Annotated in this window: 24 protein-coding genes; 4 read left to right on the top strand and 20 right to left on the bottom strand. The window is 71.8% G+C overall.

All coding sequences use genetic code 11. The features are described from left to right. The first annotated feature begins 49 nt into the window (after positions 1-49). Together JYA75_RS09405 and JYA75_RS09400 are read left to right on the top strand one after the other, a co-directional pair. Positions 50-418, top strand: coding sequence for a hypothetical protein (locus tag JYA75_RS09405; RefSeq protein WP_043798543.1), 369 nt, complete (start codon positions 50-52; stop codon positions 416-418). A 107-nt stretch (positions 419-525) separates the two neighbouring features. Further along, positions 526-1,362, top strand: coding sequence for a mycofactocin-coupled SDR family oxidoreductase (locus tag JYA75_RS09400; RefSeq protein WP_043798722.1), 837 nt, complete (start codon positions 526-528; stop codon positions 1,360-1,362). 32 nt (positions 1,363-1,394) lie between these two features. Here JYA75_RS09400 and JYA75_RS09395 read toward each other — a convergent pair whose 3' ends face one another. Together JYA75_RS09395 and JYA75_RS09390 are read right to left on the bottom strand one after the other, a co-directional pair. Beyond that, on the bottom strand, positions 1,395-2,708 hold the full coding sequence (locus JYA75_RS09395) for an ISL3 family transposase (protein ID WP_203329915.1): 1,314 nt from the start codon (positions 2,706-2,708) through the stop codon (positions 1,395-1,397). Positions 2,709-2,863: 155 nt separating this feature from the next. Beyond that, positions 2,864-3,625 carry an SDR family oxidoreductase gene (locus tag JYA75_RS09390; RefSeq protein ID WP_006935179.1) on the bottom strand — a complete coding sequence of 254 codons (762 nt, stop codon included), beginning with the start codon at positions 3,623-3,625 and terminating at the stop codon, positions 2,864-2,866. A 172-nt stretch (positions 3,626-3,797) separates the two neighbouring features. Here JYA75_RS09390 and JYA75_RS09385 point away from each other — a divergent pair, with 172 nt between their 5' ends. Beyond that, a complete protein-coding gene (locus tag JYA75_RS09385; protein ID WP_006935178.1) occupies positions 3,798-4,574 on the top strand; it encodes an SDR family oxidoreductase in 777 nt (258 codons plus the stop codon). A gap of 42 nt (positions 4,575-4,616) precedes the next feature. On the opposite strand, the gene JYA75_RS09380 is transcribed toward JYA75_RS09385, so the two are convergent. From JYA75_RS09380 to JYA75_RS09335, 10 genes are all read right to left on the bottom strand, one after another. After that, entirely contained in the window at positions 4,617-5,429 is an 813-nt protein-coding gene (locus tag JYA75_RS09380) for a MaoC/PaaZ C-terminal domain-containing protein (protein ID WP_050035866.1), read from the bottom strand. Between the two features lie 18 nt (positions 5,430-5,447). Then, the gene (locus JYA75_RS09375) at positions 5,448-6,623 is read right to left on the bottom strand and encodes a lipid-transfer protein (RefSeq protein WP_006935170.1); all 1,176 of its coding nucleotides are present in this window, start codon (positions 6,621-6,623) and stop codon (positions 5,448-5,450) included. Further along, a complete protein-coding gene (locus JYA75_RS09370) occupies positions 6,620-7,060 on the bottom strand; it encodes a MaoC family dehydratase (protein WP_006935168.1) in 441 nt (146 codons plus the stop codon). The genes JYA75_RS09375 and JYA75_RS09370 overlap by 4 nt, the downstream gene beginning before the upstream one ends. After that, complete coding sequence (locus tag JYA75_RS09365; RefSeq protein ID WP_029545905.1) at positions 7,057-8,169, bottom strand: acyl-CoA dehydrogenase family protein; 1,113 nt, start codon at positions 8,167-8,169, stop codon at positions 7,057-7,059. The genes JYA75_RS09370 and JYA75_RS09365 overlap by 4 nt, the downstream gene beginning before the upstream one ends. Beyond that, on the bottom strand, positions 8,170-9,153 hold the full coding sequence (locus tag JYA75_RS09360; protein WP_006935165.1) for an OB-fold domain-containing protein: 984 nt from the start codon (positions 9,151-9,153) through the stop codon (positions 8,170-8,172). Beyond that, complete coding sequence (locus JYA75_RS09355) at positions 9,150-10,316, bottom strand: acyl-CoA dehydrogenase family protein (protein WP_050035867.1); 1,167 nt, start codon at positions 10,314-10,316, stop codon at positions 9,150-9,152. The genes JYA75_RS09360 and JYA75_RS09355 overlap by 4 nt, the downstream gene beginning before the upstream one ends. A gap of 101 nt (positions 10,317-10,417) precedes the next feature. Next, the gene (locus JYA75_RS09350; RefSeq protein WP_006935161.1) at positions 10,418-11,302 is read right to left on the bottom strand and encodes an LLM class F420-dependent oxidoreductase; all 885 of its coding nucleotides are present in this window, start codon (positions 11,300-11,302) and stop codon (positions 10,418-10,420) included. Next, the gene (locus JYA75_RS09345) at positions 11,299-12,171 is read right to left on the bottom strand and encodes an SDR family oxidoreductase (protein WP_006935160.1); all 873 of its coding nucleotides are present in this window, start codon (positions 12,169-12,171) and stop codon (positions 11,299-11,301) included. Before JYA75_RS09345 ends, JYA75_RS09350 begins: the two co-directional genes overlap by 4 nt. A 3-nt stretch (positions 12,172-12,174) precedes the next feature. After that, entirely contained in the window at positions 12,175-13,872 is a 1,698-nt protein-coding gene (locus tag JYA75_RS09340; protein WP_050035869.1) for an AMP-binding protein, read from the bottom strand. Between the two features lie 14 nt (positions 13,873-13,886). Beyond that, the gene (locus tag JYA75_RS09335) at positions 13,887-15,080 is read right to left on the bottom strand and encodes an NADH:flavin oxidoreductase (protein ID WP_006935158.1); all 1,194 of its coding nucleotides are present in this window, start codon (positions 15,078-15,080) and stop codon (positions 13,887-13,889) included. Between the two features lie 217 nt (positions 15,081-15,297). Here JYA75_RS09335 and JYA75_RS09330 point away from each other — a divergent pair, with 217 nt between their 5' ends. Beyond that, on the top strand, positions 15,298-16,962 hold the full coding sequence (locus tag JYA75_RS09330; protein ID WP_029545915.1) for a class I adenylate-forming enzyme family protein: 1,665 nt from the start codon (positions 15,298-15,300) through the stop codon (positions 16,960-16,962). Positions 16,963-17,070: 108 nt separating this feature from the next. On the opposite strand, the gene JYA75_RS09325 is transcribed toward JYA75_RS09330, so the two are convergent. The 8 genes from JYA75_RS09325 to JYA75_RS09295 all read right to left on the bottom strand — a co-directional run bounded on the left by JYA75_RS09325 (position 17,071) and on the right by JYA75_RS09295 (position 25,097). Further along, positions 17,071-17,871: a biosynthetic peptidoglycan transglycosylase gene (locus JYA75_RS09325; protein WP_239010553.1), complete on the bottom strand. Its 801-nt coding sequence runs from the start codon at positions 17,869-17,871 to the stop codon at positions 17,071-17,073. Between the two features lie 160 nt (positions 17,872-18,031). Beyond that, entirely contained in the window at positions 18,032-18,160 is a 129-nt protein-coding gene (locus JYA75_RS29100) for a hypothetical protein (protein ID WP_255326706.1), read from the bottom strand. Positions 18,161-18,436: 276 nt separating this feature from the next. Then, complete coding sequence (locus tag JYA75_RS09320; protein ID WP_029545917.1) at positions 18,437-19,225, bottom strand: SDR family oxidoreductase; 789 nt, start codon at positions 19,223-19,225, stop codon at positions 18,437-18,439. Positions 19,226-19,238: 13 nt separating this feature from the next. Then, positions 19,239-19,889: a PaaI family thioesterase gene (locus tag JYA75_RS09315; protein WP_006935148.1), complete on the bottom strand. Its 651-nt coding sequence runs from the start codon at positions 19,887-19,889 to the stop codon at positions 19,239-19,241. Further along, positions 19,886-20,758 (bottom strand): MaoC/PaaZ C-terminal domain-containing protein, encoded by an 873-nt coding sequence (locus JYA75_RS09310; protein ID WP_050035870.1) that lies wholly within the window; start codon positions 20,756-20,758, stop codon positions 19,886-19,888. Before JYA75_RS09310 ends, JYA75_RS09315 begins: the two co-directional genes overlap by 4 nt. A 61-nt stretch (positions 20,759-20,819) precedes the next feature. Next, complete coding sequence (locus JYA75_RS09305; RefSeq protein WP_050035871.1) at positions 20,820-23,012, bottom strand: acyl-CoA dehydrogenase; 2,193 nt, start codon at positions 23,010-23,012, stop codon at positions 20,820-20,822. A 27-nt stretch (positions 23,013-23,039) separates the two neighbouring features. Beyond that, positions 23,040-24,200: a steroid 3-ketoacyl-CoA thiolase gene (locus JYA75_RS09300; RefSeq protein WP_029545923.1), complete on the bottom strand. Its 1,161-nt coding sequence runs from the start codon at positions 24,198-24,200 to the stop codon at positions 23,040-23,042. Positions 24,201-24,467: 267 nt separating this feature from the next. Then, entirely contained in the window at positions 24,468-25,097 is a 630-nt protein-coding gene (locus tag JYA75_RS09295) for a TetR family transcriptional regulator (RefSeq protein WP_006935134.1), read from the bottom strand. Positions 25,098-25,233 lie beyond the last annotated feature (136 nt).

Raw genomic sequence — 25,233 nt, 5'->3', positions numbered from 1 at the left:
CTCCGAATCGGCGATTCACGGCCGTCGGCAATGGAGAGAACGGACGGCCATGCACAACCTCGAGTCGGTGGACCCCCAGGCGATCACACAGCCCATCGCACAGGTGCTCACGCCGGGCGATTCCGCGGTGGAGCCGGTCCGCCCGCCGGCGTCCCGGCACGCGGCGGCCGCCCACTCCGCCCCGCCCGCCGCCGAGGTCCGGCGCGTCAAGCGGCTCACCTACGGCGACGAACCCCGCCGACGGTCGTTGCGGCCGGATTTCTGGTCGATCGTCGGCGCGCTCGCGCTCGTGCTGGCGATCGCGTTCGTCGTCGTCGCGCTGCTCGTCGCGGGGAACCGGCCCCAGCCGTCGTACCGGCCGAACTACGCGCCGTCCGGCCTGGGCGCCGCGCTGGTGCCCGCCGCAGCGGTGGTGTGACGGCCCGCGGCCTGCCCTTTTCCCGCTGAGCGGGATCGCCGCACCCCTGCGGGCCCGCCGGGGCTGGAGCATCGACCTGCTGACCGAGGAGGACAGGAGTGGATTCGATGAGTGAGTTCGAAGGCCGGGTCGCGCTGATCACGGGCGGGGCGCGGGGCCAGGGCCGCAGCCACGCGGTGGCGCTGGCCGAGCGCGGCGCCGACATCGTGCTGTGCGACCGGTGCGCCGACAGCCCGGTGGTGCCGTACCCGCTGGCCACGGAGGCGGATCTGGAGGAGACCGCGGCGGCGGTGCGCGCCACCGGGCGCCGGTGCCTGACCGCGAAGCTGGACACCGCGGACCGCCCGGCAATGGACGAACTCGTGGCGCAGGCGCACGCCGAGTTCGGGCGGATCGACATCGCGGTGGCGAACGCGGGCGTGTCGGTGGCCGCCCCGATCCAGGCGATGACCGAGGCGCAGTGGGCGGAGGCGATCGGCTCGAATCTGACCGGTGTCTTCAACACCGTCGGTGCGGTGGCGCCCGGCATGGTCGCGCGCGGCTACGGGCGGATCGTGACGATCTCGTCGATGCTCGGCCGCGCGGGCAACACCAACATGGCGGCGTACAGCGCATCGAAGTGGGGCGTGATCGGCCTGACCAAGAGCGCCGCGCTGGATCTGGCGCCGCACGGTGTCACGGTGAATGCGATTGCCCCCGGGAACATCTCGACACCGATGATCCACAACGACTTCCTCTACGGCCTGATGCGCCCGGATCTCGAGCATCCCGGCGCCGACGACGTGGCCCCGATCTTCCAGAGCCTGCACGCGCAGCCGGTGCCGTGGCTCGAACCGGCGGAGATCACCCGCGTGGTGCTGTTCTTCGCCGCCGAGGCGAGCGCCCACATCAGCGGCACCGTGCTGCCGGTCGACGCCGGCAACGCCGGGCGGGTCACCGGATAGGCGCCTGCGGCGCCGGTGCGTCCTTTGGGGCTCTACTGACTGATCCGTGGGTTTGTTCTACCGGGTAGTCGGGGTCGGTCGCCTCCGAGGCTGAGCATCGCCAGGGCGATGACGGCCTCGGGGGTGTGGAACCCGAAGCCGCGGCGGACGATGAGCCGGATCTTGGTGTTGACCGATTCGACCCGCCCGTTCGACAACCGGTGTTCGATCGTGGCCAGGATCGCCGGGCGTTGGGCGGTGATACTGCGGGCCAGGCCGACGAACGCCGGCAGGCCACTGGCGGCGGCGTCCTCGATCCACGCATCGAGCGCATCGGGGGCCACCGCAGACGGCAGCTTCAAGATCAGCCGTAGCTGTTCCTTGAGCTGCCAGGCCCGGAACAACCGGGCGTCGTGAGCCTCGATCCAGGCCAGCTGATCACGCTGGGCCGCGGTCAGGTGTTCGGGATTCTTCAGCAACGCCCATCGGCTGTTCTTCACCGCCGCGGTGGCCGGATCCCCGGCCGAGCGGGTGCGCGATTTGTATCCCGCCCCGGCCCAGGGACGGGCCGCCGGACGCGGGCCCCGGGCCCGGTTCCACGCCGCCCGCCGCTCCACGTCGAGGGCGCCGGTCGCCCACGCCACGATGTGGAACGGGTCGGCGCAGCGCACCGCGGCCGGGCACCACCGGGCCACCGTCGCCGCGATCCAGCCGGCCGCATCCGAGGTCGCATGCGTGATCTCGGCGCAACGGTCCGGCCCGAGCGCGGTGAAGAACCCGGCGAGCACCGCGGCACCGTGACCGGGAGCGGCCCACACCAACCGCCCGGTGTCGTGGTCGACGACCACGGTCAGGTACTTGTGGCCCTTCTTGTAGGACACCTCGTCGATCCCGATCCGCCGCACCCCGGCCAGCCGGTCGGCGCCGGCGTCGCCGTCGGCGAACACCCGCGCCACGATCGCCCCGACCGTGCGCCAGGCGATCCGCATCAACTCGCACACCGCCGTCTGGGAGGTCTGCGTGGCCAACCACGCCACCGTCGCATCGAAACCATAGGTGTGCCCGGCGCCGTGCCGGGCCCACGGCACCGCCGCCACCACCACCGCGTGTTCGGCGCACCGCACCCGCGAAGCGGGGGCTTCGACGAACACCGGCACCGCACCCCAGTCCGGGGCCCGCCACCGGCGCCGTCCAGCTCCTCCGTCGTAGCGCGGGCAACGGCGCCGGCACACCCCGCACCGGTGACGGGCGCGGGCCTGCGGCCGCACCGAGACCACCACCGCCCCGGCCTGCTCGTCGAAACCGACCGCGTCGATGACCGTGTTGTCGACACCCAACACCCGACGCCATATCCTGGCTGCGCGCACGCCGTCTCCGCACCTGTAGCGAACTGACCCTAGACAAGCCAGAACGCTACTGCGGCAACGGCGTGCGCTTCCACCACGGCCGGACCCCACCCACGGTTACGTCAGTAGAGCCTCCTTTGGGCCGCCAGGGCAGCCCAAAGGACGCACCGGGGGCGTCAGCCCCAGCGCGACTGGCCGCCGTCGAGGGGGATCGTCGCGCCGGTGAGATACCCCGCGTCCTCGCCGACGAGGAAGACCACCGCCCGCCCGATGTCGGTCTCGGGGTCGCCGATGCGGCGCAACGGGATTCCCGCGCGGAACTCCTCCGCCTCCTCCGGGTTGCGCGCCATCCAGGCCTCGAGTCCCGGCGACATCGCGTGTGGTGCAATGGCGTTGACGCGGATCCCGTCGACTCCCCACTCGCAGGCCGCGGCGCGGGTCAGCGACCGCATGCCCTCCTTGATCGACCCGTAGACGCCGTAGTTGCTCGCGTCCCAGCGGACCGCCGCCGACGTGACGAGGTTGACGATCGAGCCGCCCCCGCGCTCCTTCATCACCGGGTAGCAGGCCCGCATCAGCCGCAGCGTCGCGAGCGGGCCGGTAGCGAAGGACCGCTCGTACTCGGCGTCGGTGAACGACAGCAGCGGGCCGGGCCGGCAGTCGTTGGCGTTGTTGACCAGGATGTCCACGCCGCCGAAATGCGTCACGGTGCGCTGCACCGCCGCGTCGACGTCGTCGGCGCTGCTCACGTCGCAGCGCAACGCCAGCGCCTTGCCACCGAGTTCCTCGATCGCCTCGGCCGTCGCGACCACCTTGGATTCGGTGCGGCCGGCGGCCGCGATGTGCACCCCCTCCTTGGCGAGCGCGAGGGCGATGCCCCGTCCGATCCCCTGTCCCGCGCCCGTGATGAGCGCGACCTTGCCGTCCAGCTTGCCCATGTGTCCCTGCTCCCGGTTCTCTCGCCACTACGGAAATCCTGGTGCCCCAGGCGTCCCGTCCACTATCCTTGACCAAGCACTTGCTTGTCCACGTCGGTTCCCGTTCGCGTCCACGAAAGGCGCGCGACGGCAAGCAGTCTCGAACCGACCCGAGTTCCAGAAAGGTAGCCACGTGCACCTTCCCAATCCCGTCGACCACACCGGACGCGCCGTGATCGTCACCGGCGGCACCAAGGGCATCGGCTTCGTCGTCGCCGAACACTTCCTCGCCGCGGGCGCCGACGTCCTGGTATGCGCCCGCAACGAGCCCGGGTCCCTGCCCTCGGCCGGCGGGCGGAGCGCGGCGTTCCGGGCCGTCGACGTGCGCGACCCCGCCGACGTGGCCGCCCTGGTCGACGACGCCGTCGCCCGGTTCGGCCGGCTCGACGTGCTGGTCAACAATGCCGGCGGGTCGCCGGACTCCGACGCCGCCACCGTCTCCCCGCGCTTCGTGGAGAAGATCGTCGCGCTGAACCTGCTCGCCCCGTTCTACGCGGCGCAGGCGGCCAACCGGGTGATGCAGGAGCGGCCCGGGGGCGGCTCGATCATCAACATCGGCAGCGTCTCGGCACACGATCCGCAGCCCGGCACCGCCGCGTACACCGCCGCAAAGGCCGGTCTGCTGGGCCTGACCAAGGCCCTCGCCCTCGAATGGGCGCCGAAGGTGCGGGTCAACCACATCACCACCGGCCTGATCCGCACCGAGGCCGCGGCCTCGGTCTACGGCGACGACGGCGGCGCCGCGGTGACCCGCACCCTGCCGATGGAGCGGATGGCCGTCCCGTCGGACATCGCGCGCGCCTGCCTGTTCCTCGGCAGCGACCTCGCGTCCTACGTCAACGGCGCCGACCTGGCGGTCCACGGCGGCGGCGAGTACCCCGCCCGCTACATGGCCCTGCACGGCAAGTGACGCGTGGACCGGTGCCCGGCAGCCGGGCACCGGTCCACGACCTCACGCGAACGACGCTCGCGCCCCCGAGATCACGGCCTGCCCGTCCGCGGCCACCTCGAACACGGCGTCGTCGCGTCCGCCCCACACCCGCAGCCCGGCGACGTCGCCGGGGAACACCGGCGCCGCGAAGCGGCCCTGCAGTTCGGTCAGGTCCGCCGGATGCGCCCCGAGGAGCCGGGCCAGGGGCAGGGTCGCCGCCGCCAGGGTGCACAGCCCATGCATGATCGGGCGCGGCTGACCGATCCGCGCGGCCGCCTCCGGATCGATGTGGATGTGGTGCCGGTCGCCGGTGAGCCGGTACAGCGCGGCCTGGTTCGCGGCCGTGGCCAGTGCCCCGGTCAGCTCCGGCTCGCCCTGCGGCGCCGCCGGCTTCGACGGGCCGCGCTCGCCCCCGAAACCACCCGCGCCGGGCGCGAAGATCGACCACGTCGCGACGAAGTACTCGCACTCGACGCGGACCTCGAACACGGCCGCGGCCCCCTTGTCCCACACCTCGCCCACCGACGCCCGCAGCTCCACCTCACCGCGACGCGGCAGCGGGGCCAGCACGGTCAGCTCCTGCGAGCCGTGCAGCGCCGTCGTCGTGTCGAACGCGCCGCGCGAGCCCAGCTCGTCCGGTGCCCACTGGGCCAGGGTCAGCGCGAACGTCGGCAGTACCCGCAGCCGGTCCTCGAGCACCAGGTCCAGGTCGGTGGCGGGCTGGGCGCCGACGGCGAGCGCGTAGAGGATCGCGTCGCGCTCGTCGTAGGCCACCGTGCGGGTGCCCAGGTCGGCTCCGCGCCACGCGCCGGCCTTCTGCTCCACTGCCGTCATTGTCGAATCCTTCCGGGATCAGGCGGCACCGAGGATCAGTCCGGACGTGGGAACCGCGGTTCCCGCCGTGACGATCACGTTCTCGACGCCGTCGGGTTGATTGGTGGAGGTGCCGCGCACCAGGCGGACCGCCTCGGCGATGCCGTTGACACCGTGCAGATACGCCTCGCCGACCTGGCCGCCGTGGGTGTTGCTCGGCAGCCGGCCCCCGATCTCGAGGTTGCCCTCGCGGACGAAGTCCCTGGCCTCGCCGACGCCACAGAAGCCGAGTTCCTCGAGCTGCGGCAGCACCAGCGGGGTGAAGTGGTCGTAGAGGATCGCCGCGTCGATGTGGTCCGGACTCAGTCCGCTCTGGCCGTAGAGCTGGCGGCCCACCAGTCCCATCTCGGGGATGCCGGTGATGTCCGGACGGTAGTAGCTGGTCATCATGTGCTGGTCCTTGCCGGAGCCCTGCGCGGCGCCCTTGACGAGCACGGGCCGGTGCCGCAGGTCCCGGGCGCGTTCCGCCGAGACGACGACGAGGGCCTGACCGCCGTCGGTCTCCTGGCAGCAGTCGAGCAGGTGCAGCGGCTCGGCGATCCACCGCGAGTTCTGATGGTCCGCGAGCGTGATGGGCTTGCCGTGGAACCACGCGGCCGGATTGTTCGCGGCGTGCTTGCGGGCGACGACGGCAACCCGACCGAAATCCTCACTCGTGGCACCGTACTGGTGCATGTAGCGGCGGGCGAACATCGCGACCCACTGAGCGGGCGTCGCCAGCCCCTGCGGGGTCAGCCACGCGTAGGCGGCGCGGTCGGCGGTCGAATCCATCGGCCGGTCGTGCTGGCCGAGACCGAACCGGATACCGGAACGTTCGTTGAACGCGCGGTAGACCACGACGACCTCGGCGACGCCCGTCGCGACGGCCATCGCGGCCTGCTGCACCGTCGCGCACGCCGCCCCGCCGCCGTAGCCGATGCGGGAGAAGAACTTCAGCTCCCCGAGCCCGCAGTTGCGGGCGACGAGGATCTCGCCGTTGGTCTCCATCGTGTAGGTGGCCAGTCCGTCGACCTCGGACGGGTCGATGCCGGCGTCGGCCAGTGCGGCGACGACGGCCTCGCACGCGAGCTGCAGCTCCGAGCGGCCGGACTTCTTGGAGAACTCGGTGGCGCCGATGCCGACGATCGCGGCGGCACCGGAGAGCGGGCTGGTCATCGGGTTCCTCCCGGCCGGTCGGTGAAGGCGATCGTGACAGTGCCGGTGGCGTGGTCGCCGAGGCTGTTGGCGCCGCGGACGCGGACCTCGACGAGGCCGTCGGACTTGCCGACCACCTCGCCGGTCATCGTCATGGTGTCCCCGGGGTAGTTCGGTGCGCCCAGACGGATCTTCACCCGCCGCACGACGGCGCACGGACCGGACCAGTCCGTGACGAACCGGCCCACCAGGCCGTTGCTGGTGAGGATGTTCATGAACACGTCCTTCGAGCCGCGCTCGCGCGCCAGCTCGGGGTCGTGGTGGACATCCTGGAAGTCGCGGGTCGCGAGGGCGGTCGCGACGATCAGTGTGCGGGTGAGCGGGATCGCGAGTTCGGGCAGTACCTCGCCGATCTCGATGTCGTCGTAGCTGCGGCCCGTGGACACGGTGGCGGTCACGCGACCACCTCGACGCCGGCGGCGAGCTGGGCGCCCAGGCGCGCCAGATCCGACGCGGAGCCACCGAGGTTGGCGCCGATCTGCTTGCCCCACAACAGGTGCCGATGCACCGGATAGTCGGTGTCGACGCCCATGCCGCCGTGCACGTGCGTGGTGCGGTGCACGACGCGCTGGCCGCCGTCGGTGGCCCACCACTTCGCGACGAGCACCGAGGTGCCGGGGTCCTGTCCCTCGGCGAGCAGCCACGCGGCCTGCCACAGCGTCACGCGCATCGCCTCGAGGTCGATGTAGCAGTCGGCCAGCTGGTGGCCCACGGCCTGGAACGTCGCGAGCGGACGTCCGAACTGCATGCGCCCGTTGAGGTAGGTGACGGCCTGCTGGACGGCACCCGAGCCGACACCGAGCTGGATCGCGGCGAGCGCGAGCTCGACGCGGTCGAGCAGCCACTGCGCTGCGGTGCCGTCGGTGGGCCCGAGCAGCTCGGCGGGAGCCGAGTCGAACGTGACGTTGCCGCAGATCTCCCAGGTGGTCGAGTGCGTCTGCTCGACGGAGACGCCCGCGCCGGCGAGATCGACGACGAACAGCGCGGCACCGGCCGGCGTGGTCGCCGAGACGATCGCGCGGGACGCGACGTGGGTGACCGGGACGACGGCCTTCGCGCCGGTGAGGGTCCACCGGCCACCGGCCTCCGTGGCGGTGGTCTGCGGGTCACCGGGGACGTAGGGGCCGAACTCCTCGAGACCGATCGTCAGGAACCGGCTGCCGTCGGCGACACCCGGCACCAGCGCGGTGCGCTGGTCGTCGGTGCCGAACTCGGCGACGGCGAGCGCGGCGAGCACCGATTGCCAGATCGGCACCGGCGCCACGTGCCGGCCCTGCTGCTCGAGCAGGACGTACAGCTCCGCCAGGCCGAGCCCACCGCCGCCGAGGTCTTCGGGCAGCGCGACGCCGAGCAGACCCGTGGTGGCCAGCTCCCGCCACAGCTCCCGGTCGAGGCGCTCGTCGCTCAGCTCGACCTGCTTGACCCGATCGATGCCGGCCTTGCCGGTGAAGACCTCGTGCGCGAGGCCGCGAATCGCTTCCTGCTCTTCGCTGAAGTTGAAATCCATCTACGAATCCTTCCGTGCGGCCGGCCGGAACGCGGGCAGCGTCAACTCGGGGTCGGCGTCGATCCAGTCCAGTTCCACCGCCATGCCGATCTCGACCGCGTGCGGTTCTACACCGGTCATGTTCGCGATCAGCCGGGTGCCCTCCTCGAGTTCGATCGTCGCGACGACGAGCGGGTACTCGAACCCGGGGATCCGCGGGTGGTGGTTGACGACGAAGCTGTAGACGGTGCCGCGGCCCGACGCGTCGACGGTGTCCCACTCGAGGGAACGGCACCGCCCGCACATCGGCCCGGTCGGATGCCGCAGCGTGCCGCACGCCGCGCAACGCTGGATCACCAGGCGGTGCTCCCTGGCCGCCTCGAACCAGAAGGCGTTGTCGGCGTTGATCGCCGGACGCGGGCGCAGACCCTTCGGAGCGGCGGATTCCGAGCCGGGCGAGCTCTCGCGCTTCGGCTCCGGCTGCGCCGTGTCCTTCGGCCGGAAGCGCAGGGTGCGCCAGCGCTGGGTGGCGACGACCGCGCCGTCCCCGTTGCGGTACGTCTTGAGGGTGGTCACGAAGTGACCCGCGCCGAGCCCGGTCCTCTTCTCCTCGGAGATCGATTCGATCACCTCGGTGAGTGAAACCCGTTCGCCGGGGCGCAGTTCGACGAAGAACTCGAAGTCCGAGTCCGTCGCGACGACGGACGTGAAGCCGGCGTCGTCGAGCGTGGCGATCAGGTCGGTCCACACCGGCGACGGGTCGTTGTTCGCCATCTTGTCGGTGAAGGTGCGCATCGTCCACACCTGCGTCATGAGCGCGGGCGCGACGGCACCGTCGCGGCCGGTGGCGCGGGCGGCGGCGTCGTCGAGGTAGATCGGGCTGGTGTCACCCATCGTCTCGACCCAGTGCCGGATCATCGGGGTGTTGACCGCGTCCGGGCCCCACGTCGTCGGCGTCAGGGTCTGCCCCTCGAACGCCCTCAGCCTGGTCAGCAGTTCGCTCACTTGACCCTCTTCTCCCGCACCAGGCCCAGGCCCATCGTGCCGACCATGTCGCGCAGGACCTCGTTGACACCGCCGCCGAACGTGTTGACCATGCCCTGACGGGAGATCTGCTCGATCTGTCCGGCGAGCACGGCTCCCGGCGACTCGGGGCGGATCCGGCCGGCGGCCCCGAGAATGCCCAGCAGCGTCCGGTACACGTCGACGTGCGTCTCCGTGCCGTACACCTTGGTCGCGCCCGCGTCGGCACCGGAGAGGGTGTCGGCCGCGACGGCGGCGGTCATCTTCCAGTTCAGCAGCCGCATCGCCTCGAGCTTGGCGTGGGTGCGAGCGAACTCCTGCTGCACCCAGGGAATCTCGACGGCGCCGTTCTCCTTCGCCCAGTCCAGCACCTGCTGCCACAGCCCGTAGGTGCGGCCGCCGATCGCGGCGAGGCCGATGCGTTCGTGGTTGAGCTGCGCGGTGATCAGCGGCCAGCCGCCGCCGACCTCGCCGACGACGTCCCGGTCCGGGATTCGGATACCGCTGTAGTAGGTGGCGGTGACCGAGAGACCCCCGACGGTGTGGATCGGCGACCACGAGAACCCGGGCGCGTCGGTCGGCACGATGAGGATCGAGATGCCCTTGTGCTTCGGGACGTCCGGGTCGGTGCGGCACGCGAGCCACACGTAGTCGGCCGTGTTCGCGCCCGAGGTGAAGATCTTGTTGCCGTCGACCACCCACTCGTCGCCGTCGCGCACCGCGCGGGTCTTCAGCGACGCCAGGTCGGTGCCGGCCTCCGGTTCGGTGTAGCCGATGGCGAAGACGATGTCGCCGGAGAGGATGCCGGGCAGGAAGCGGTCCTTCTGTTCCTGCGTGCCGTATTTCATCAGGGTCGGCCCGACGGTGTTCACGGTGACGAACGGGAAGGGCAGGCCCGCCCGCTGCACCTCGTCGAAGAACACGAACTGTTCCTCGATGGAGCGGCCCTGCCCGCCGTACTCCGTGGGCCAGCCGATCCCCAGCCAGCCGTCCTTGCCGAGCAGCGTGACGACCTCGCGGAAGTGCTCGCCGCCCACCCCCTGCTCACCGGCACGGCGGCGCTTGTCCTCCGGCAGCAGCGACGCGAAGTAGGTGCGCAGCTCCTTCCTGAGCGCGACCTGCTCCGGGGATTCCTTCAGATCCATCGCGATTCTCCTAGCGACCGAATGTCGTTGTGACCTCGGACGCTAGTCAGCGTTGCCGGCGGCCGGGCGGAGCATCTCGGCCAGCGGGAACCGGCCCGGCGTCAGACCCGGCCGAGGCGTTCGGCGCAGGCGGCCATCTCGTCGACGACCTGGCTCAGCGATCCCGCGTTCGGCGAGGCCGACAGCACCATCCGCCCCGCCCCCAGCTTCCGGGCCCGGTCCATCCGCGCCTCGTCCAGCCGCGGCAGGGTCGCCCCGAGCACCAGCTCGACGGTGCCGGGATCGCGGCCCGCCGCCTCGGCGGCGCGGCGCATCCGCCCGATCGCGCGGTCGAGGTCCTCCCCCGCCAGGCCGAGCGGCTGGAACCCGTCGCCGAGCCGGCCGGCCCGCCGCGCGGCGGCCGCGCTGTGCCCACCGATGTACAGCGGCACCCCGGTCTCGCGGTGCGGTTTCGGCCAGCTGTGGGCGCCGCGGAACGTGTAGAACTCGCCGTCGAAGTCCACCCCGGCCGGACCGGTGCCGGCCCACAGGGCCCGCATCACCGCGATCGCCTCGTCGGCGATCTTCCCGCGACGGTCGAAGTCGCCGCCGCACGCCTCGATCTCCTCCCGCATCCAGCCCAGTCCCAGGCAGATCCGGACCCGGCCGCGGGCGAGCCGGTCGAGGGTGGCCAGGCGTTTGGCCAGGACCACGGGATGGTGGTTGGGCAGCACCAGCACCCCGGTCGCGAGCCCGAGGTCGGTGGTGGCGCCGGCGACGAACGACAGCAGCTCGAGCGGGTCGGGCAGGTCGCAGTCGTCGGGCAGGTGCGACTTGCCGGTCGGCGCATACGGGTACGCGCTGCCCGTGTTCGCGACGACGACGGAATGCTCGACGGCGGAGATCTCGTCGAAACCCAGTTTCTCGGCGGCGCGGGCGAATTCGAGGATCCACTCGGGTTCCCCGCTCTGCTCCAGCTCGACCGGCACCACCACACCCAGCTTCACGTGACGTCCGTCCTCTCGTTCCGCCGCTCCACCGCGGAAGCGGACATCCTCTCGATCAGCGTCGGCGCCCATACGACCTTGCCCAGCAACCGGTCCGCGTCGGGCACCGTCGCCAGCCACACCGCGGCGTCGGCGGGCACCGTCGCCGGCACCGCGTCGAACCCGGCGTCCTCCACCGCGCGGGTGCCGCCCCGGGCCCGCCCCGACTCGGTGACGACGAAACCCGGACTGAGGTTGAACGCCCGGACACCGCGGGCGCGGTACTCGGCGTTGATCATCCCGGCGACCCGCGCGAACGCGGCCTTCGACGCCGCGTACGACAGGCCCCAGCCGCCCTCCCCCGGCGGCGCGGGCGGATCGATCGCGGCCGACCCGGACACGAGGTCGATCACGACGCCGCCGCCGCGGGCGAGCATGGCCGGCAGCACCGTCTGGATCAGCGCCAGCTGGTGCAGGTAGTTGCCCTCCACCATGGCGGCGGCGTCGGCGAGATCGATGTCGAGGAGCCGGTCCATGTTGCCGCTCGTCTGTGCGTAGGCGTTGTTGACGAGCACGTCGATCCGGCCCCACACGTCCAGCACACGGCGGCCCGCGGCCCGCACGGAGTCGACGTCGAGCAGGTCCATCGGGACGGGCAGTGCCCGCACCCCGAGCGATTCGATCGCCGCCGCGGTGGTCTCGAGGCTGCCGGGGACGGCGATCGGCTCGTCGCCGTCGCGGCGGGTGCGCGGAGGCACCGTGCCCCGGCCCTCGCGGACCGTGCGGGCGGTGACCGCGACGTCGAAGCCGGCCCGGGCGAACGCGAGGGCGGTCTCGCGCCCGATGCCGCGGCTGGCACCGGTGACGAGGGCGACGCGGGTGTCCGGCATCGCCTACACGCTCAGCAGCCGTTGCCGGCCGTGCGCGGCGAACTCCCGGTCGAGCGCGGCCTTGTCGTCCGCGCTCATCGCGGTGTACTCCGGCGCGCCGCGTCCCACCCACCGGTACACGGGCTCGGTGGTGTGCCAGCGCTGCGCCTGCAGCTCGCGCTTGAGGACCTTGTTCGAGCCCGTCACCGGCAGGTTCGTCGACACGCGCACGAACCGCGGCGCGGCCTTCGAACCGAGATCGGCCTGACCGGTGAGGAATTCGGCGAACTCGACCGGATCGAAGCCGGCGAGGGACTCGACCTCGATCGCCGCCATCACCTGATCGCCCGACCGGGGATCCGGCACCGCGTAGACGCCGGTGCTCACGACCTTCGGATGCCGGCGCAGGACCCGCTCGATCATCAGGGCCGAGGTGTTCTCGCCGTCGACCCGGATCCAGTCGCCCTTGCGGCCGGCGAAGTAGATGAAGCCGGCCTCGTCGACGTAGCCGAGATCGCCGGTCCAGTACCAGCCGTTGCGGATCCGCTCCGCGTCGGCGACGTCGTTCTTGTAGTAGCCCTCGAAGGCGCGGGCGCCCTCCTTGTTGATCATCTCGCCGATCGCCTCGTCCGGGTTGAGGACGCGGCCGTGCTCGTCGAGCACCGCGCGGGCGCACTCCTCGAGGGTGTCGGGGTTCACCACCGCGATACCCGCGTGGGCGGGCCGGCCGAGGGCGCCCTCCGGGGCCTGCGGATCGAGCCGGACCGAACCGGCGCCCTCGCTCGAGCCGTACCCCTCGTACAGCACCGCACCGAACCGGCGCACGAACTCGGCCTTGTCCTCGGGCGAGGCCTCGGTGCCGAAACCCCGTTCGAGCCGGTTGTCGGCGTCGTCGGGCTGCTCCGGCGTGGCCATCAGGTACGCCAGGGCCTTGCCGACGTAGGTGAAGAACGTCGCCCCGAAGAACTTCACGTCGGGCAGGAAGCCGGACGCGGAGAACTTGCGGGTCAGGCACACCGTCGCGCCGTTGGCCAGCGCCGGCGCCCACAGCGCCATCAGCGCGTTGCCGTGGAACAGCGGCATGCAGCAGTAGTCGACGTCGTCGCGGTGGTGCCCGTACTTGGCGGTGTTGGCGTACGCGAGCCGCGACAACCGGCCCTGGGAGCACTTGACGGCCTTCGAACGGCCGGTGGTGCCGGAGGTGAACAGCAGCAGGAACAGGCTGTCCTCGCCGACGCCGTCGGCGATCGCCGGTTCCACCCGCTCGAGCCGCGCCGCGTAGTCGGGATCGTCGATCAGCAGGAAGCGGTCCTCGTCGAGGCCCAGGTCGAGGCCGCGCAGCTTCGCCATCCCGGCGGTGTCGGTGACGATGAGCTGGCAGTCCACGTACCGGATCTCGGCCTCGAGCTCCGCCGCGCCGCGCGTGGGATTGATGCCGACGACCGTCGCGCCCGCCAGGGCCGCCCCGCCGAGCCAGAACAGGAAGTCCGGGACGTTGTCGAGAAGAATGCCGATGTGGAACGGGCCGTCGACGCGCAGCGCGCGGGCCAGCTCGCCGCGGGCCGCGCTCTCGCGCACCACGGCGTCCCAGGTCCAGTCCCGCTCCCGGGTCCGCAGGCCGAGCCGGTCGTCGCCGACGCGGTCGAGCAGCATCTCGGCGATGGTGGCGCGCTGCACCCCCGTCTCCGTTGCGGCGGCGCGGGGGTTCACGGTGCTCGTCATCGTCGCGGCTCCCTTCACGCCGTCCGGAGCACGCAGTGGGTGCCCCCGTAGATGGCGGTCATGCACTTGTTGCAGTGGTTGCACAGCGACGCGGCGGCCGCGTCCTCCTGCATGCGGTTGACGAGATCCGGCTCGCGCAGCAGCGCCCGCGCGGCGGCGACGAACTGGAAGCCCTCGGCCATCGCCTCGTCGATGATCGCCCGGTTGGTGATGCCGCCGAGCAGGACCAGCGGCATCTTCAGCTGCGACCGGAACTGCTTGGCGTCCTCGAGCAGGTAGCCGTCGCGGTAGGGGTACTCGCGCAGGAAGTGCTTGCCCACCAGCTGGATCCCGAGCTTCGTGGGCTGCGGCATCACGGCGGCGAAGTCGCGCAGCGGCGCGTCGCCCTTGAACAGGTACATCGGGTTGAGCAGGGAGCTGCCGGCGGTGAGCTCGAGGGCGTCGAGGGAGCCGTCGGCCTCGAGCCACTTGGCCACCTGGATCGACTCGTCGAGCCAGAAGCCGCCGGGCACACCGTCGTCCATGTTGAGCTTGGCGAGGATCGCGATCCTGTCTCCCACGGCGTCGCGGACGGCGCGGGCGGCTTCCCGCGCGAAGCGCGCGCGGTTCTCGAGCGAGCCGCCGTACTCGTCCTTCCGCTTGTTGATCTTCGGGCTCAGGAACGAGCTGATCAGGTAGTTGTGCCCGAAGTGGATCTCGACCGCGTCGAACCCGGCCTCGACGGCGCGGCGCGCGGCCTCGGCGTGGCCCTCGGTGATGCGGGCGATGTCCGCCTTGGTCGCGGGCTTGCTGAAGTTCTGGGTCGTCATGCGGAAGGCGCGGCTCGGACCGAGGGCGGGGGTGCCCAGGTACTTGGCGGCGGCGACCGGTCCGGCGTGCCCGATCTGCGCCGACACCGCGGCGCCCTCGGCGTGGATCGCGTCGGTGAGCCTGCGCATGCCGGGCCGGGTCTCGTCGGTCCACTGCAGCTGGCCGGGCGCGGTGCGGCCGTCCGGCGCGACGGCGCAGTACGCGACCGTCGTCATGCCGACGCCGCCGGCGGCGGGCCGGCGGTGGAACTCGATGAGCTCGTCGGTGACGAGCCCCTTCGGGGTGAGCCCCTCGAACGTGGCCGCCTTGATGACCCGGTTGCGCAGGGTCAGCGGACCGAGCTTCGCGGGGGCGAAGGGATCGATCCTCGTCGTCGGGTTGTCGAGAAATGTGGACATGCGGTTGCTCCTCCGGCAGCGATTCTGCGCCGAACGTAGCCCCGGCTGTCGGGTGGATCACGGGAAGTCCCGCTCAGTGGTAACCACTTCCGCGGCCGCGATCCGGCATGAGAAATTGCAGTGGCACGCCTCACACGCGGCCGCGGCCGGGGTGGGGTTCCAGGTCCATCGCAGCAGGTGACACGGTATTCACGTGACACGAAGGAAAGGTCCCCGCATGACTGCGTCCGCAGATCCCCGGCTGTACCTCGACGAGGTCGTCTCCCGCCTCACCGGCCCGGGTGGCCGGTTCGAGATCGTCGAGGAAGAGGTGCTCGGCGCCTCGATGCCGGTGATGAAGAACCGCGGCAAGGCCGTGGGCGACCTGCTCGCCGACTCCCTGCGCTGGGGCGACCGGGACTACCTCGTCACCGCCGACCGCCGGCTGTCGTTCACCGAGCACGCCGCCGCGGCGTACTCCCTCGCCCACGCGTTGCGCGAGCGGTACGGCGTGGAGAAGGGTGACCGGGTCGCGATACTGGGAGCGAACACCCCCGAATGGGTGATCGCGTTCTGGGCGAGCCAGGTGCTCGGCGCCATCACCGTCGGCCTCAACGGATGGTGGGTGCCGCGGGAGATCGAGTACGGCCTGAAGCACAGCCGGCCGAAGATCCTCGTCGTCGACGCCAAGCGCGCCGCGGCCCTGGCCGACGTCGACACCGGTGGGATCACGGTCCTGACGATGGAGGAGGACCTGCCCCGGCTGATCGCGCAGTTCCCCGACGCCGTGCCGCCGCGCGTCGACATCGACGAGGACGACCCGTCCGTCATCCTGTACACCAGCGGCACCAGCGGCCGGCCCAAAGGCGCGCTGCACTCGCACCGCAACCTGCTCGCCGTCGTGGACTACCACCGGTTCAGCGACGCCCTGCTCGCCGCGTTCACCGGGCGGACCGCCGGCGACGACGTCCCCAGCGACCTGCGCTACCTGCTCACCTCGCCGCTGTTCCACATCGCGAGCCTGCACAACCTGGTCGTCCCGCGCCTGGCGACGGGCAGCGCCGTGATCATGCACCAGGGCTCGTTCGACGTCGACAAGGTGCTCGGCCTCATCGAGCGCGAACGCGTCACCAACTGGGGTGCGGTCCCCACCATGGCGTCGCGGCTGCTCGAGCACGACGACCTCGGCAAGTACGACCTGTCGTCACTGACGGCGTTCGCGCTCGCGTCGGCGCCGTCGTCGATCGCGTTCAAGGACCGGCTGCGCGAGAAGGTGCCGTTCGCCCGCAACGCCCTCGTCGACAGCTACGGCCTCACCGAGTGCAGCACCGCCATCGCGGTGGCCAACTCCCAGGACCTCGAGGCGTTCCCCGGCACCCTGGGCCGGCCGATCATCACCGTGAGCCTCGAGATCCGCGACCCGTTCGGCGAATGGCTGCCGGACGGCGTGGAGGGCGAGGTGTGCGTGCGCAGCCCGTTCGTCATGCTCGGCTACTGGGAGGACGAGGAGGCCACGGCCGCGGCCATCACCCCGGACCGGTGGCTGCGCACCGGCGACTACGGCGTCATCGAGAACGGCCGGCTGCGACTGACGGGCCGTCGCTCCGACCTGATCCTGCGCGGCGGCGAGAACGTCTATCCCACCGAGATCGAGCAGACCCTCGACGAGCACCCGGCCGTGCGCGAGTGCGCCGTGATCGGCGTTCCGCACCCCGACCTCGGCCAGGAGGTCGCGGCCGTGGTCGTCGTCGCCGAGGGGGCTCACGTCACCGAGGAGGAACTGCGCGAGTTCGCGGCCGAGCGGCTGTCGTACTTCAAGGTGCCCACGCGCTGGCGGATCACTTCCGACCTGCTGCCCCGCAACGCGACGGGCAAGACGCTGCGCCGAGAGGTCGGCATCTAGCGGCCGTCGTCGAATGCTCCTGCGCGACAAGGTGTTTCTTGCGCGCGTCCGTACGTGCGCAAGAAACACCGCTGCGCGCAACCGCCAGGTCCGTCGCGGCGTGTCCGGCTACTGCGACCGGGACACGAACCCCGGATCCTCCACGGCCAGGCGCTGCCGCACCGGCTCGGGCATCGACGAGCACGAGTCGTCGCCCGGACGGTCGTCGGCGTGGTCGGCGGCCGAGTCGTCGATCCCGACCGACGCGACGAGGTTCTCCCAGCCGCCCCAGCCGGCGAACCGGGCGGGCAGGTCGACGTTCGCGGCGCCGTTGATGTGGAACGCCGCGCTCGGGTACTGCGCGTCGGCGGGAGTCGCGACACCGCCCCCGGGCAGGCGCACCACGTCCTCCGGGTTGGGCAGCATGCCGGCCAGCTGCATCGCGTGGTACTGGTACATCTCCCACGGCGGGGTGTCGAAGTAGTACCAGCTGGCCGCGCACACCCCGTACAGGTCCGGGCCGAACTGCGCGTAGTTCAGGTACAGCTCCATGATGCGGGCGTCCGGCAGGGTCGCACTCAGCAGCACCGAGGGCACCGTCTCGACGGCCTTGCGGACCGCGCTCTGGTCGGGGGTGAAGAACATGTTCTTCGCCAGCTGCTGCGGGATCGTCGAATACGTCTGTTGTTCCTCGCCCGTCAGATGGGCACGGGCGCGGTCGGCGAAGTCACCCCAGTGGAACGCCTGTGCCCGCAGGCCCATCTGGTCGTCCTCGTGCGCGATCACCGACGCGACGACGTACCGGCTGACATGGTCGAGCGAGACGTACTGGTAGGCGATCGGACCGTCGTCGATCCGCATGAACCGCGACGACGACGGCGTCCACACGCGCAGCGACGAGGCCGCGACGACGGTGACGAACGCGACCACCGTGAGCGCCGCGGCCGCGCGTTTCGCCCGGCGCAGCCAGGGATTCGGCGGCGGGACCGGGACGCGCGGCGGCGGTGCGGGGGCGGGACGACGCCAGTGCAGTCGGGAGCGCCGAAGCCTCCGCAGCAGGGACCCGGGGCCGGGCTCGGGGCGCGGCGGCTCACCGGACGGCGGCCAGGGCGTGGGTCCGGCGTCGCGCTGCGGTGCCGCCCAGCGCGGTGCCGACGAGCGCGGTGCCGCCCAGCGCGGTGCCGACGAGCGCGGTGCCGGGCCCGCGCACCGCGCGCACCGATCGTGGATCCGCTCCTCGAACGGGCCCATTACCCGGCCGCACCGCACGCACCTGCTCGGCCTCATCGCCGCCCACGCCTCCCGCCACTCACCGACTCGTGTCCGCTCCATCCTCGTCGGCGTCGGTCACGGTTCGGTCGCGGGGGGAGGTCGACGCTGTGGTCGCGCCCGGATTCGGGGCCCGCGTCCCGTCGAACAGGTGCGGTGGACGGAACCGGACACCGACACACGTCGCGACAGTTGTCGATGTCCGGGACCGTTGTCGGCGACGGGCTCAGTCCACCTGCGGCGCCCACTGGACACCGTTGATGTGGGCGCCGCCGTCGACGAACAGCGTGTTGCCCGTCACGTAGCGGGAGGCGTCGCCGGCGAGGAACACCGCGACGGGCCCGATGTCCTCGACCGGATCGCCGATCCGGCCCATCGGGTTGGCCGCCGCCGACGCGGCCGCCATCTGCGGGTTGGCCTCGGCCACCCGCCGGAACGCCTCGCTCTGCGCGCCCGGGCAGATCACGTTGCAGCAGATCTGCTTCGGCGCCCATTCCCGCGCGGCGGTGCGGGTGAGGGTGCGCAGCGCCTCCTTGGCGGCGTTGTACTGCACGGAGTACATGTGCGCGTTGACGCCGTTGAGGGAGCACAGGTTGATCACCCGGCCGGTGCCGCGACGCTCGAGTTCGGGCAGGGCGCGCCGCATCGCCCAGAACGCGGCCATCACCGCCATGTCGAAGCCGCCGCGCAGCTGCTCGTCGGTCATGTTCTCGAACCGGGCGTAACCGGAGCTGCGCCACGCGTTGTTGACGAGGATGTCGAGGCGGCCGAACCGCTCGACCGCGGCGTCGACCATCGCGTGGACCTGGCCCTTGTCGGTGATGTCGGTGCGCTGGAAGTGGGCGCGCACGCCCCACTCGTCCCGCAGCCACCGGGCCGTGCCGGCGCCGGCCGTCTCGTCGATCTCGGCGACGACGACGTCCGCGCCCTCCCGCGCGAACGCCGCGGCGATGCCCCGGCCGATGCCCATGCCGGCGCCGGTGACCAGCGCGACCCGGCCTTCGAGTGCTCCCATCGGTGTTCTCCTCCTAGCGGGGCCGCGGCACCGTCCTGTCGACGAACAGCCCCTCCACCGAGACACACAGCTGCCCGTCGGCCGTCGCGATGCTGCCGACGGTGCGGATCTTGCGGCCGTCGACGGAGACGAGCCGGCCGGTGACGACGAGCGGCTCGAACAGCGGCGTCGGCCGGTGGTAGTTCGTGACGAGGTTCGCCGTCATGCCGGACTTGCCGCCCCAGGCGTTGGCGACGCCGAGCACGTGGTCGAGGATCAGCGCGGACACGCCGCCGTGCACGCACCCGGGCGGGCCCTGGTACGGCAGCGTGAGCGTGACGGTGCCCTGTACCGAGCCGTCCTCGAGGCCCTCGAGGACCAGGGGCGGCGCGATCGCGTTCTCGGGGCCGGTGACCGGGTCGTGCCGGGTGACACCCTCGCCGTTCCACATGTCGATCAGCCGCTCGGCGACGGCGGGTGCGTGCTCCTCGAGGTGGTCGGCGATGCTGTCGAGTTCCTCGGCGACGCGGTCGAGGTTGGCGTTGCCCCGGTCGGTGCGCAGCATGGCGTCGACCACGCGCCGCGCGGCGGCGGTGGCCCGGTCGACGGGTGCGTCCTGCGGCGCCGACGTCAGCACCGTGCGGTGCGCGTGGGTGGCGGCGGTGGGATGGGTGCCGGTCTTCACGAGCGGACCTCCATCGTGGCGTGGGTGAGGACGGGGGCGCCGTCGCGCTCCGGGCAGGTGGCGAGCAGCGTCAGCCGGTCGCCGTCGCGCCAGACGGCGGTCTCGAGGGTCTCGCCCGGGAACAGGGAGCCGGCGAACCGCACCGAGAAGTCCCGCACCGGGGTGGGATCGCCGTCGAGGATGCCGTCGACGACGGCCTTGCACACGATGCCGTACGACGCGAGGCCGTGCAGGATCGGCCGGTCGAAGCCGGCGGCCCGCGCGAACGCCGGATCGGCGTGCAGCGGGTTCATGTCGCCGCTGAGCCGGTACAGCAGCGCCTGCCGCGGGCTCGTCGGGGAGACGAGGACCGCGTCCGCCTCCCGATCCGGAATCGACTGGGCCGCTTCCGGTCCGGGCTCACCGCCGAAGCCGCCCTCGCCCCGGGCCCAGATCTGCATGCCGGTGGTCCACAGCGGGGCGCCCTCGGGGGTGGCGGCGGACTGCTCCAGCACGATGACCGCGGCCTTGCCCTTGTCCCACACGTGCGCCACCCGCGACGAGATGTGCGCCGTGCCGGAGGTGGGGATCGGTGCGTGCACCTGCAGCGACTGCCCGCCGTGCAGGATCCGGCGCAGGTCGATGTCGATGCCGGGCAGGTTCATTCCGGCCGGCTTCAGCGCGCCGGCCGAGATCCCCTGACCGGCGACCATTGCGAACGTCGGGAGCACGCGCAGGTTCTTCTCGTACACCCAGCTCAGCTCGGCCGGGTCGAGTCCGTCGCCCCCGGCGCCGAGACCGAGGTGGTAGAGCATGACGTCGCGGTCGGTCCAGATCGCTTCGCGCACCGTCGGTTCGGCGGACAGGGCGACGTTCGGGTCGATGGGCACGGTCAGTTCTCCTCTTCGTCCGTGGAACCGGCGCCTCGTTGCGTCGATGTCATCGCCGTGCTCACTTTCCGGGTTCGGGGTCGCGGGGCAGGCCGAGCAGCCGCTCGCCGATGATGTTGAGCTGAACGTTGGTGGTGCCGCCGGCGATCGACATGCACTGCGAGTTGAGGAACATCTGCGTCGCCGACCGGCGGTGCTGCCCGCCGAGCAGGGCGCGCGGCCCGGCCCAGTCCATCGCGACCTCCCACACCTGCTGGATGTGCTCGACGCCGAGCAGCTTCGCGACCGAGGACTCGGCTCCCGGCTGGGCCCCGGCGAGGGACCGCAGCGTGGTGCGCAGGCCCATCAGACCGCCGGTCTGGGCGTCGCACAGCACCTTTCCGAGCGTGGTGGCCTGCTCGTCGTCGAGGCCGCCGGGCAGTCCGGCCGCCAGCTCGAGGAGGGCCTCACCCCCGGAGCCGAGGGACGAGTCGTGCGAGAGGGAGACGCGTTCGTTGGCGAGGGTGGTGCGGGCGAGCTTCCAGCCGTCGCCGGGCTCGCCGACGAGGCAGTCGTCGGGGACGAACACGTTGTCGATGAAGATCTCGTTGAACAGGGCCTCGCCGGTGATCTCGCGCAGCGGGCGGATGTCGAGCCCCTCGCTGCCGCGCATGTCGACGAGGAAGTACGACAGGCCCTTGTGCTTGGGCACCGAGGCGTCTGTGCGGGCGAGGCAGATGCCCCAGTGGGCATCGCGCGCCATCGAGGTCCACACCTTCTGGCCCTGCAGCACCCATCCGCCGTCGACCTTGGTGGCTTTGGTGGTAAGCGACGCGAGGTCGGAGCCGGCGCCGGGCTCGGAGAACAGCTGGCACCAGACGATCTCGCCCCGAAGGGACGGCGGCACGAACCGTCGCTGCTGCTCGGGGCTGCCGTGCGCGATGAGGGTCGGCACCACCCAGTTGCCGATGATCATGTCGTGCGGCGTCAGGTTCGCCGCGCGCAGCTCCTCGGCGATCACCAGCTGGGTGACGGCGTCGGCGCCCTTGCCCCAGGGTGCGGGCAGATGCGGTGCGGTGTATCCCTTCTCCGCGAGATACCGCGTGCGTTCGCCGCCGCCGAGGTCGACGGCCGGGGCGAGTTCGTCACGCACCCCGGTGCGGATCTGCTCCGCCTCCGGCGGCAGGTCGATGCCGAGGACGCGGCGGGCGCCGCGGCGGGTGAGATCGGTGACGCGCCGGCGCCAGGACGCGGTGGAGCCCAGCAGGATTCGCAGCGACTGTGCGCGACGCAGGTACAGGTGCGCGTCGTGCTCCCACGTGTAGCCGATGCCGCCGAGGATCTGGATGCAGTCCTTGGCCACGGCGAAGGCGGACTCGGGGGCGGTGGCGCCGGCGACGGCGGCCGCGAGGGACGCCTCGTCGGCGTCGGCAGCGCCGGGCGTCAGCGCGCGGGCGGCGTCCCACGCGCACACGCGGGCCTGCTCCGCGAGCGTGAGCATGCGCGCCGCCCGGTGCTTGACACCCTGGAACTGGCCGATCGGGCGGCCGAACTGGCGGCGCACGGCGGCGTAGTCGGCCGCGGTGCGCACGCACCAGTCCGCGATTCCGGACGCCTCGGCCGCGAACAGAGTGGCGGCGAGGTCGGTGACCCGCTGCGGCTCGATCCGCAGCACGTCCGCCGCGGCGAGCGCGAAACCGTCCACCACGATCTGCGAATTGCCGCGCACCACATCGTGGCTGGGCAGGTCCTCGAGCTCGAGTCCGTCCCGGCGCAGCAGCACCCAGGCCCGGTTGCCGGCGTCCTCGGCGGCGACGAGCAGCAGGTCGGCGGTGTGGCCGCCGAGCACGTACCCGGACCGGCCGGACAGCGTGGTGCCCGAGGCGCCGCGCTCCACCCGCAGCGTGCCCGGGTCGAGAGCGATGCCGGCGAGCGTGGATCCGTCCGCGAGGCCGGCGAGCTCGCCGGTCCGGCCGGCGTCGCGCAGCACGGCCGCGGTCAGCACGGTCGGCAGGAACGGGCCCGGCACCATCGACCGGCCGAGTTCCTCGGTGACGACGGCGAGTTCGACGAGGCCGCATCCGGCACCGCCGACCTCCTCGGGAAGGTGCAGGCCGAGCACCCCGAGCTCGGCGAGCGAGCCCCAGAACGCCGGGCGGGTGTCGGTCTTGGCCTCGACGGCCTCACGCAGCACCTCGGGGGTGACGTGCCGGGCGGCCCAGCTCCGCACCGAGTCGCGCAGGTCGCGATCCTCGTCTGTCAGTCCAATGGTCATGTCGGCCTCGTGGATTCGATGGTGTGGTCAGATGCGTTCGATGACGGTGGCGGTGGACAGTGCGCCGCCCGCGCACATGGTGACCAGTGCCGTGGACCGGTCGGATCGTTCGAGTTCGTGCAGTGCGGTGGTGAGGAGCCGGGCGCCGGTCGAGCCGACCGGGTGGCCGAGGGCGATGGCGCCGCCGTTGACGTTGACCTTGGACAGGTCGGCGCCGAGCACCTGCGCCCACGACAGCACGACCGACGCGAACGCCTCGTTGATCTCGACGAGATCGATGTCGCCCAGCGTCATGCCGGCCTTGTCCAGGACGTTCCGCGTGGCGTCGATCGGGCCGTCGAGGTGGTAGTAGGGGTCCGACCCGACCATTCCCGAGGCGACGATGCGTGCGCGGGGCCGCAGGCCCAGTTCCTGTGCGCGCTGCGCGCTGGTCAGCAGGACGGCGGCGGCGCCGTCGCTGATCTGCGATGCCGACCCGGCCGTATGGATGCCGCCCTCCACGACGGGCTTCAGGGCGGCCAGCCCCTCGGCGGTGGTCTCGCGCAGGCCGCCGTCGCGGGTGACGACGGTGGTCTCCCCGGTGGGCACGCCGTCGGCGAGGACGGGCGCCTCGGTGGGCACGATCTCGCGGTCGAACCGGCCCTCGGCCCAGGCCCGGGCGGCGCGGCGCTGCGACTCGAGGCCGAAGGCGTCGGTGTCACCCCGCTTGATGCCGCGATGGGTGGCGATGCGCTCGGCCGACGTGAACTGGTCGCCCATGTCGATGGTCCAGTCGTCCGGATACGGGTTGCCGGTCTCCGGGGTGAGTGCCTGGCCGAGGAAGACACGGCTCATGGACTCGACACCGCAGCCGATGCCCGCGGAGATCTGCCCGGAGGCGATGAGGCCGGCGACGATGTGGACGGCCTGCTGGGAGGAGCCGCACGCGCAGTCGATCGATGTGGCGGCCGTGCCGTAGGGCAGGCCGGCGTGCAGCCACGCCTGCCGGGTGATGTTGTTGGACTGTTCCCCGGCCTGGGTGACACAGCCGCCGACGATCTGACCCACCTGGTCGGGGGCGAGGCCGGCGCGGTCGAGCACGGCGCGCTGTGCGGTGCCGAGCAGGGTGGCCGGGTGCAGACCGGCCAGGGCGCCCCGGCGGCGGCCGATGGGGGTGCGCGCCGCCTCGACGATGACTACCTCGGTCATGAACAAGCTCCTCGGACGTGAGTGCTGGGCTGGAAGGCAATCGGACGCGCCGACGGACGAACCGGGAACGCGTTCATTTTTGTAATGTATTCTATTCACTACGCCGAGACAATGGCCTGTCGGCGGCGAGGCTGCTCTCGCAATGAACTACCAGTATGCATGCGCACGTCGCGCAGCCGACCGGCCCGCGCGACCGTCGCCGATAGAAGAATTCATTTCAGTACTGTGCGGGCACGGCGCCCCGGCGGGGACCGGCGCGGCCCGGCGTCAGGCGGACGGAGCGGGCCGCGCGTTCGACAGGCCCGCGAGCAGCAGCTCGCAGGCCACGCGCAGGTCCGACTCCGCATCCGGCACCGAGATCCGGCCGTTGAGACTCGACTGGATGATCCCGAACCACGCCTGCTCGAGCACCCGCACGAGCGTCGCATCCCGCTCGGTGACGTACTCGAGCCCGGCCGCGCGGTAGAGGACCTCCCGGAACCGGCGGTCGATCTTGGCGACGTCGGGGATGGCCGTGGCCTTGGCGGTGCTCGTGGACTGGATCATCGCCGCCGCCAGCAACGGCCGTCGCCGCAGCGCCCGGGTGGCCCGGACGAGAGCCTCGTAGATGGCCTCCTGCGGAGTCGAATCCGGGTTCGGGCGCTGGGTCATCCGATCGCTCATCTGCTCGATCTGGTCGACCATCACCGCCACGAACAGGTGCGTCTTGGACGGGAAGTAGCGGTACAGGGTGCCGATGGCCACGCCGGCCATCTTCGCGACCTCATGCATCTGCACCCGCTCGAGTTCCTTCTCGGTTGCCAGGCGCGCCGCCGCGTCGAGGATGCGGCCGAACCGTGCGCGCTGCTCGGCGGACGTCGGCTCCGCGGCGTCCCGCGCTTCGGCAACTCTCGGCACCGTGGTTCCTCCGTCGTCTCGTACCTGCGGCTACGCCGTGCCGCCCAGCGTCCCTCATCCTGCGTCGCGCCGGCAGAAATCTTCCGCTCAGTGGGACCTGCCCTGGACTGTGCCGCACCCCTGCGTCCGGGTTCGA

Source organism: Rhodococcus sp. PSBB066, assembly GCF_017068255.1.
GTDB lineage: Bacteria > Actinomycetota > Actinomycetes > Mycobacteriales > Mycobacteriaceae > Rhodococcus > Rhodococcus aetherivorans.
Note: the sequence above shows the minus strand (reverse complement) of the source record. Positions and strands in the feature narration are given on the sequence as shown.

Coding starts and splice junctions, on each gene's coding strand:
- JYA75_RS09405 (WP_043798543.1), top strand. CDS start 50: ATGCACAACCTCGAGTCGGTGGACCCCCAGGCGATCACACAGCCCATC.
- JYA75_RS09400 (WP_043798722.1), top strand. CDS start 526: ATGAGTGAGTTCGAAGGCCGGGTCGCGCTGATCACGGGCGGGGCGCGG.
- JYA75_RS09390 (WP_006935179.1), bottom strand. CDS start 3,625: ATGGGCAAGCTGGACGGCAAGGTCGCGCTCATCACGGGCGCGGGACAG.
- JYA75_RS09380 (WP_050035866.1), bottom strand. CDS start 5,429: ATGACGGCAGTGGAGCAGAAGGCCGGCGCGTGGCGCGGAGCCGACCTG.
- JYA75_RS09375 (WP_006935170.1), bottom strand. CDS start 6,623: ATGACCAGCCCGCTCTCCGGTGCCGCCGCGATCGTCGGCATCGGCGCC.
- JYA75_RS09365 (WP_029545905.1), bottom strand. CDS start 8,169: ATGGATTTCAACTTCAGCGAAGAGCAGGAAGCGATTCGCGGCCTCGCG.
- JYA75_RS09355 (WP_050035867.1), bottom strand. CDS start 10,316: ATGGATCTGAAGGAATCCCCGGAGCAGGTCGCGCTCAGGAAGGAGCTG.
- JYA75_RS09345 (WP_006935160.1), bottom strand. CDS start 12,171: ATGCCGGACACCCGCGTCGCCCTCGTCACCGGTGCCAGCCGCGGCATC.
- JYA75_RS09340 (WP_050035869.1), bottom strand. CDS start 13,872: ATGACGAGCACCGTGAACCCCCGCGCCGCCGCAACGGAGACGGGGGTG.
- JYA75_RS09335 (WP_006935158.1), bottom strand. CDS start 15,080: ATGTCCACATTTCTCGACAACCCGACGACGAGGATCGATCCCTTCGCC.
- JYA75_RS09330 (WP_029545915.1), top strand. CDS start 15,298: ATGACTGCGTCCGCAGATCCCCGGCTGTACCTCGACGAGGTCGTCTCC.
- JYA75_RS09320 (WP_029545917.1), bottom strand. CDS start 19,225: ATGGGAGCACTCGAAGGCCGGGTCGCGCTGGTCACCGGCGCCGGCATG.
- JYA75_RS09305 (WP_050035871.1), bottom strand. CDS start 23,012: ATGACCATTGGACTGACAGACGAGGATCGCGACCTGCGCGACTCGGTG.
- JYA75_RS09300 (WP_029545923.1), bottom strand. CDS start 24,200: ATGACCGAGGTAGTCATCGTCGAGGCGGCGCGCACCCCCATCGGCCGC.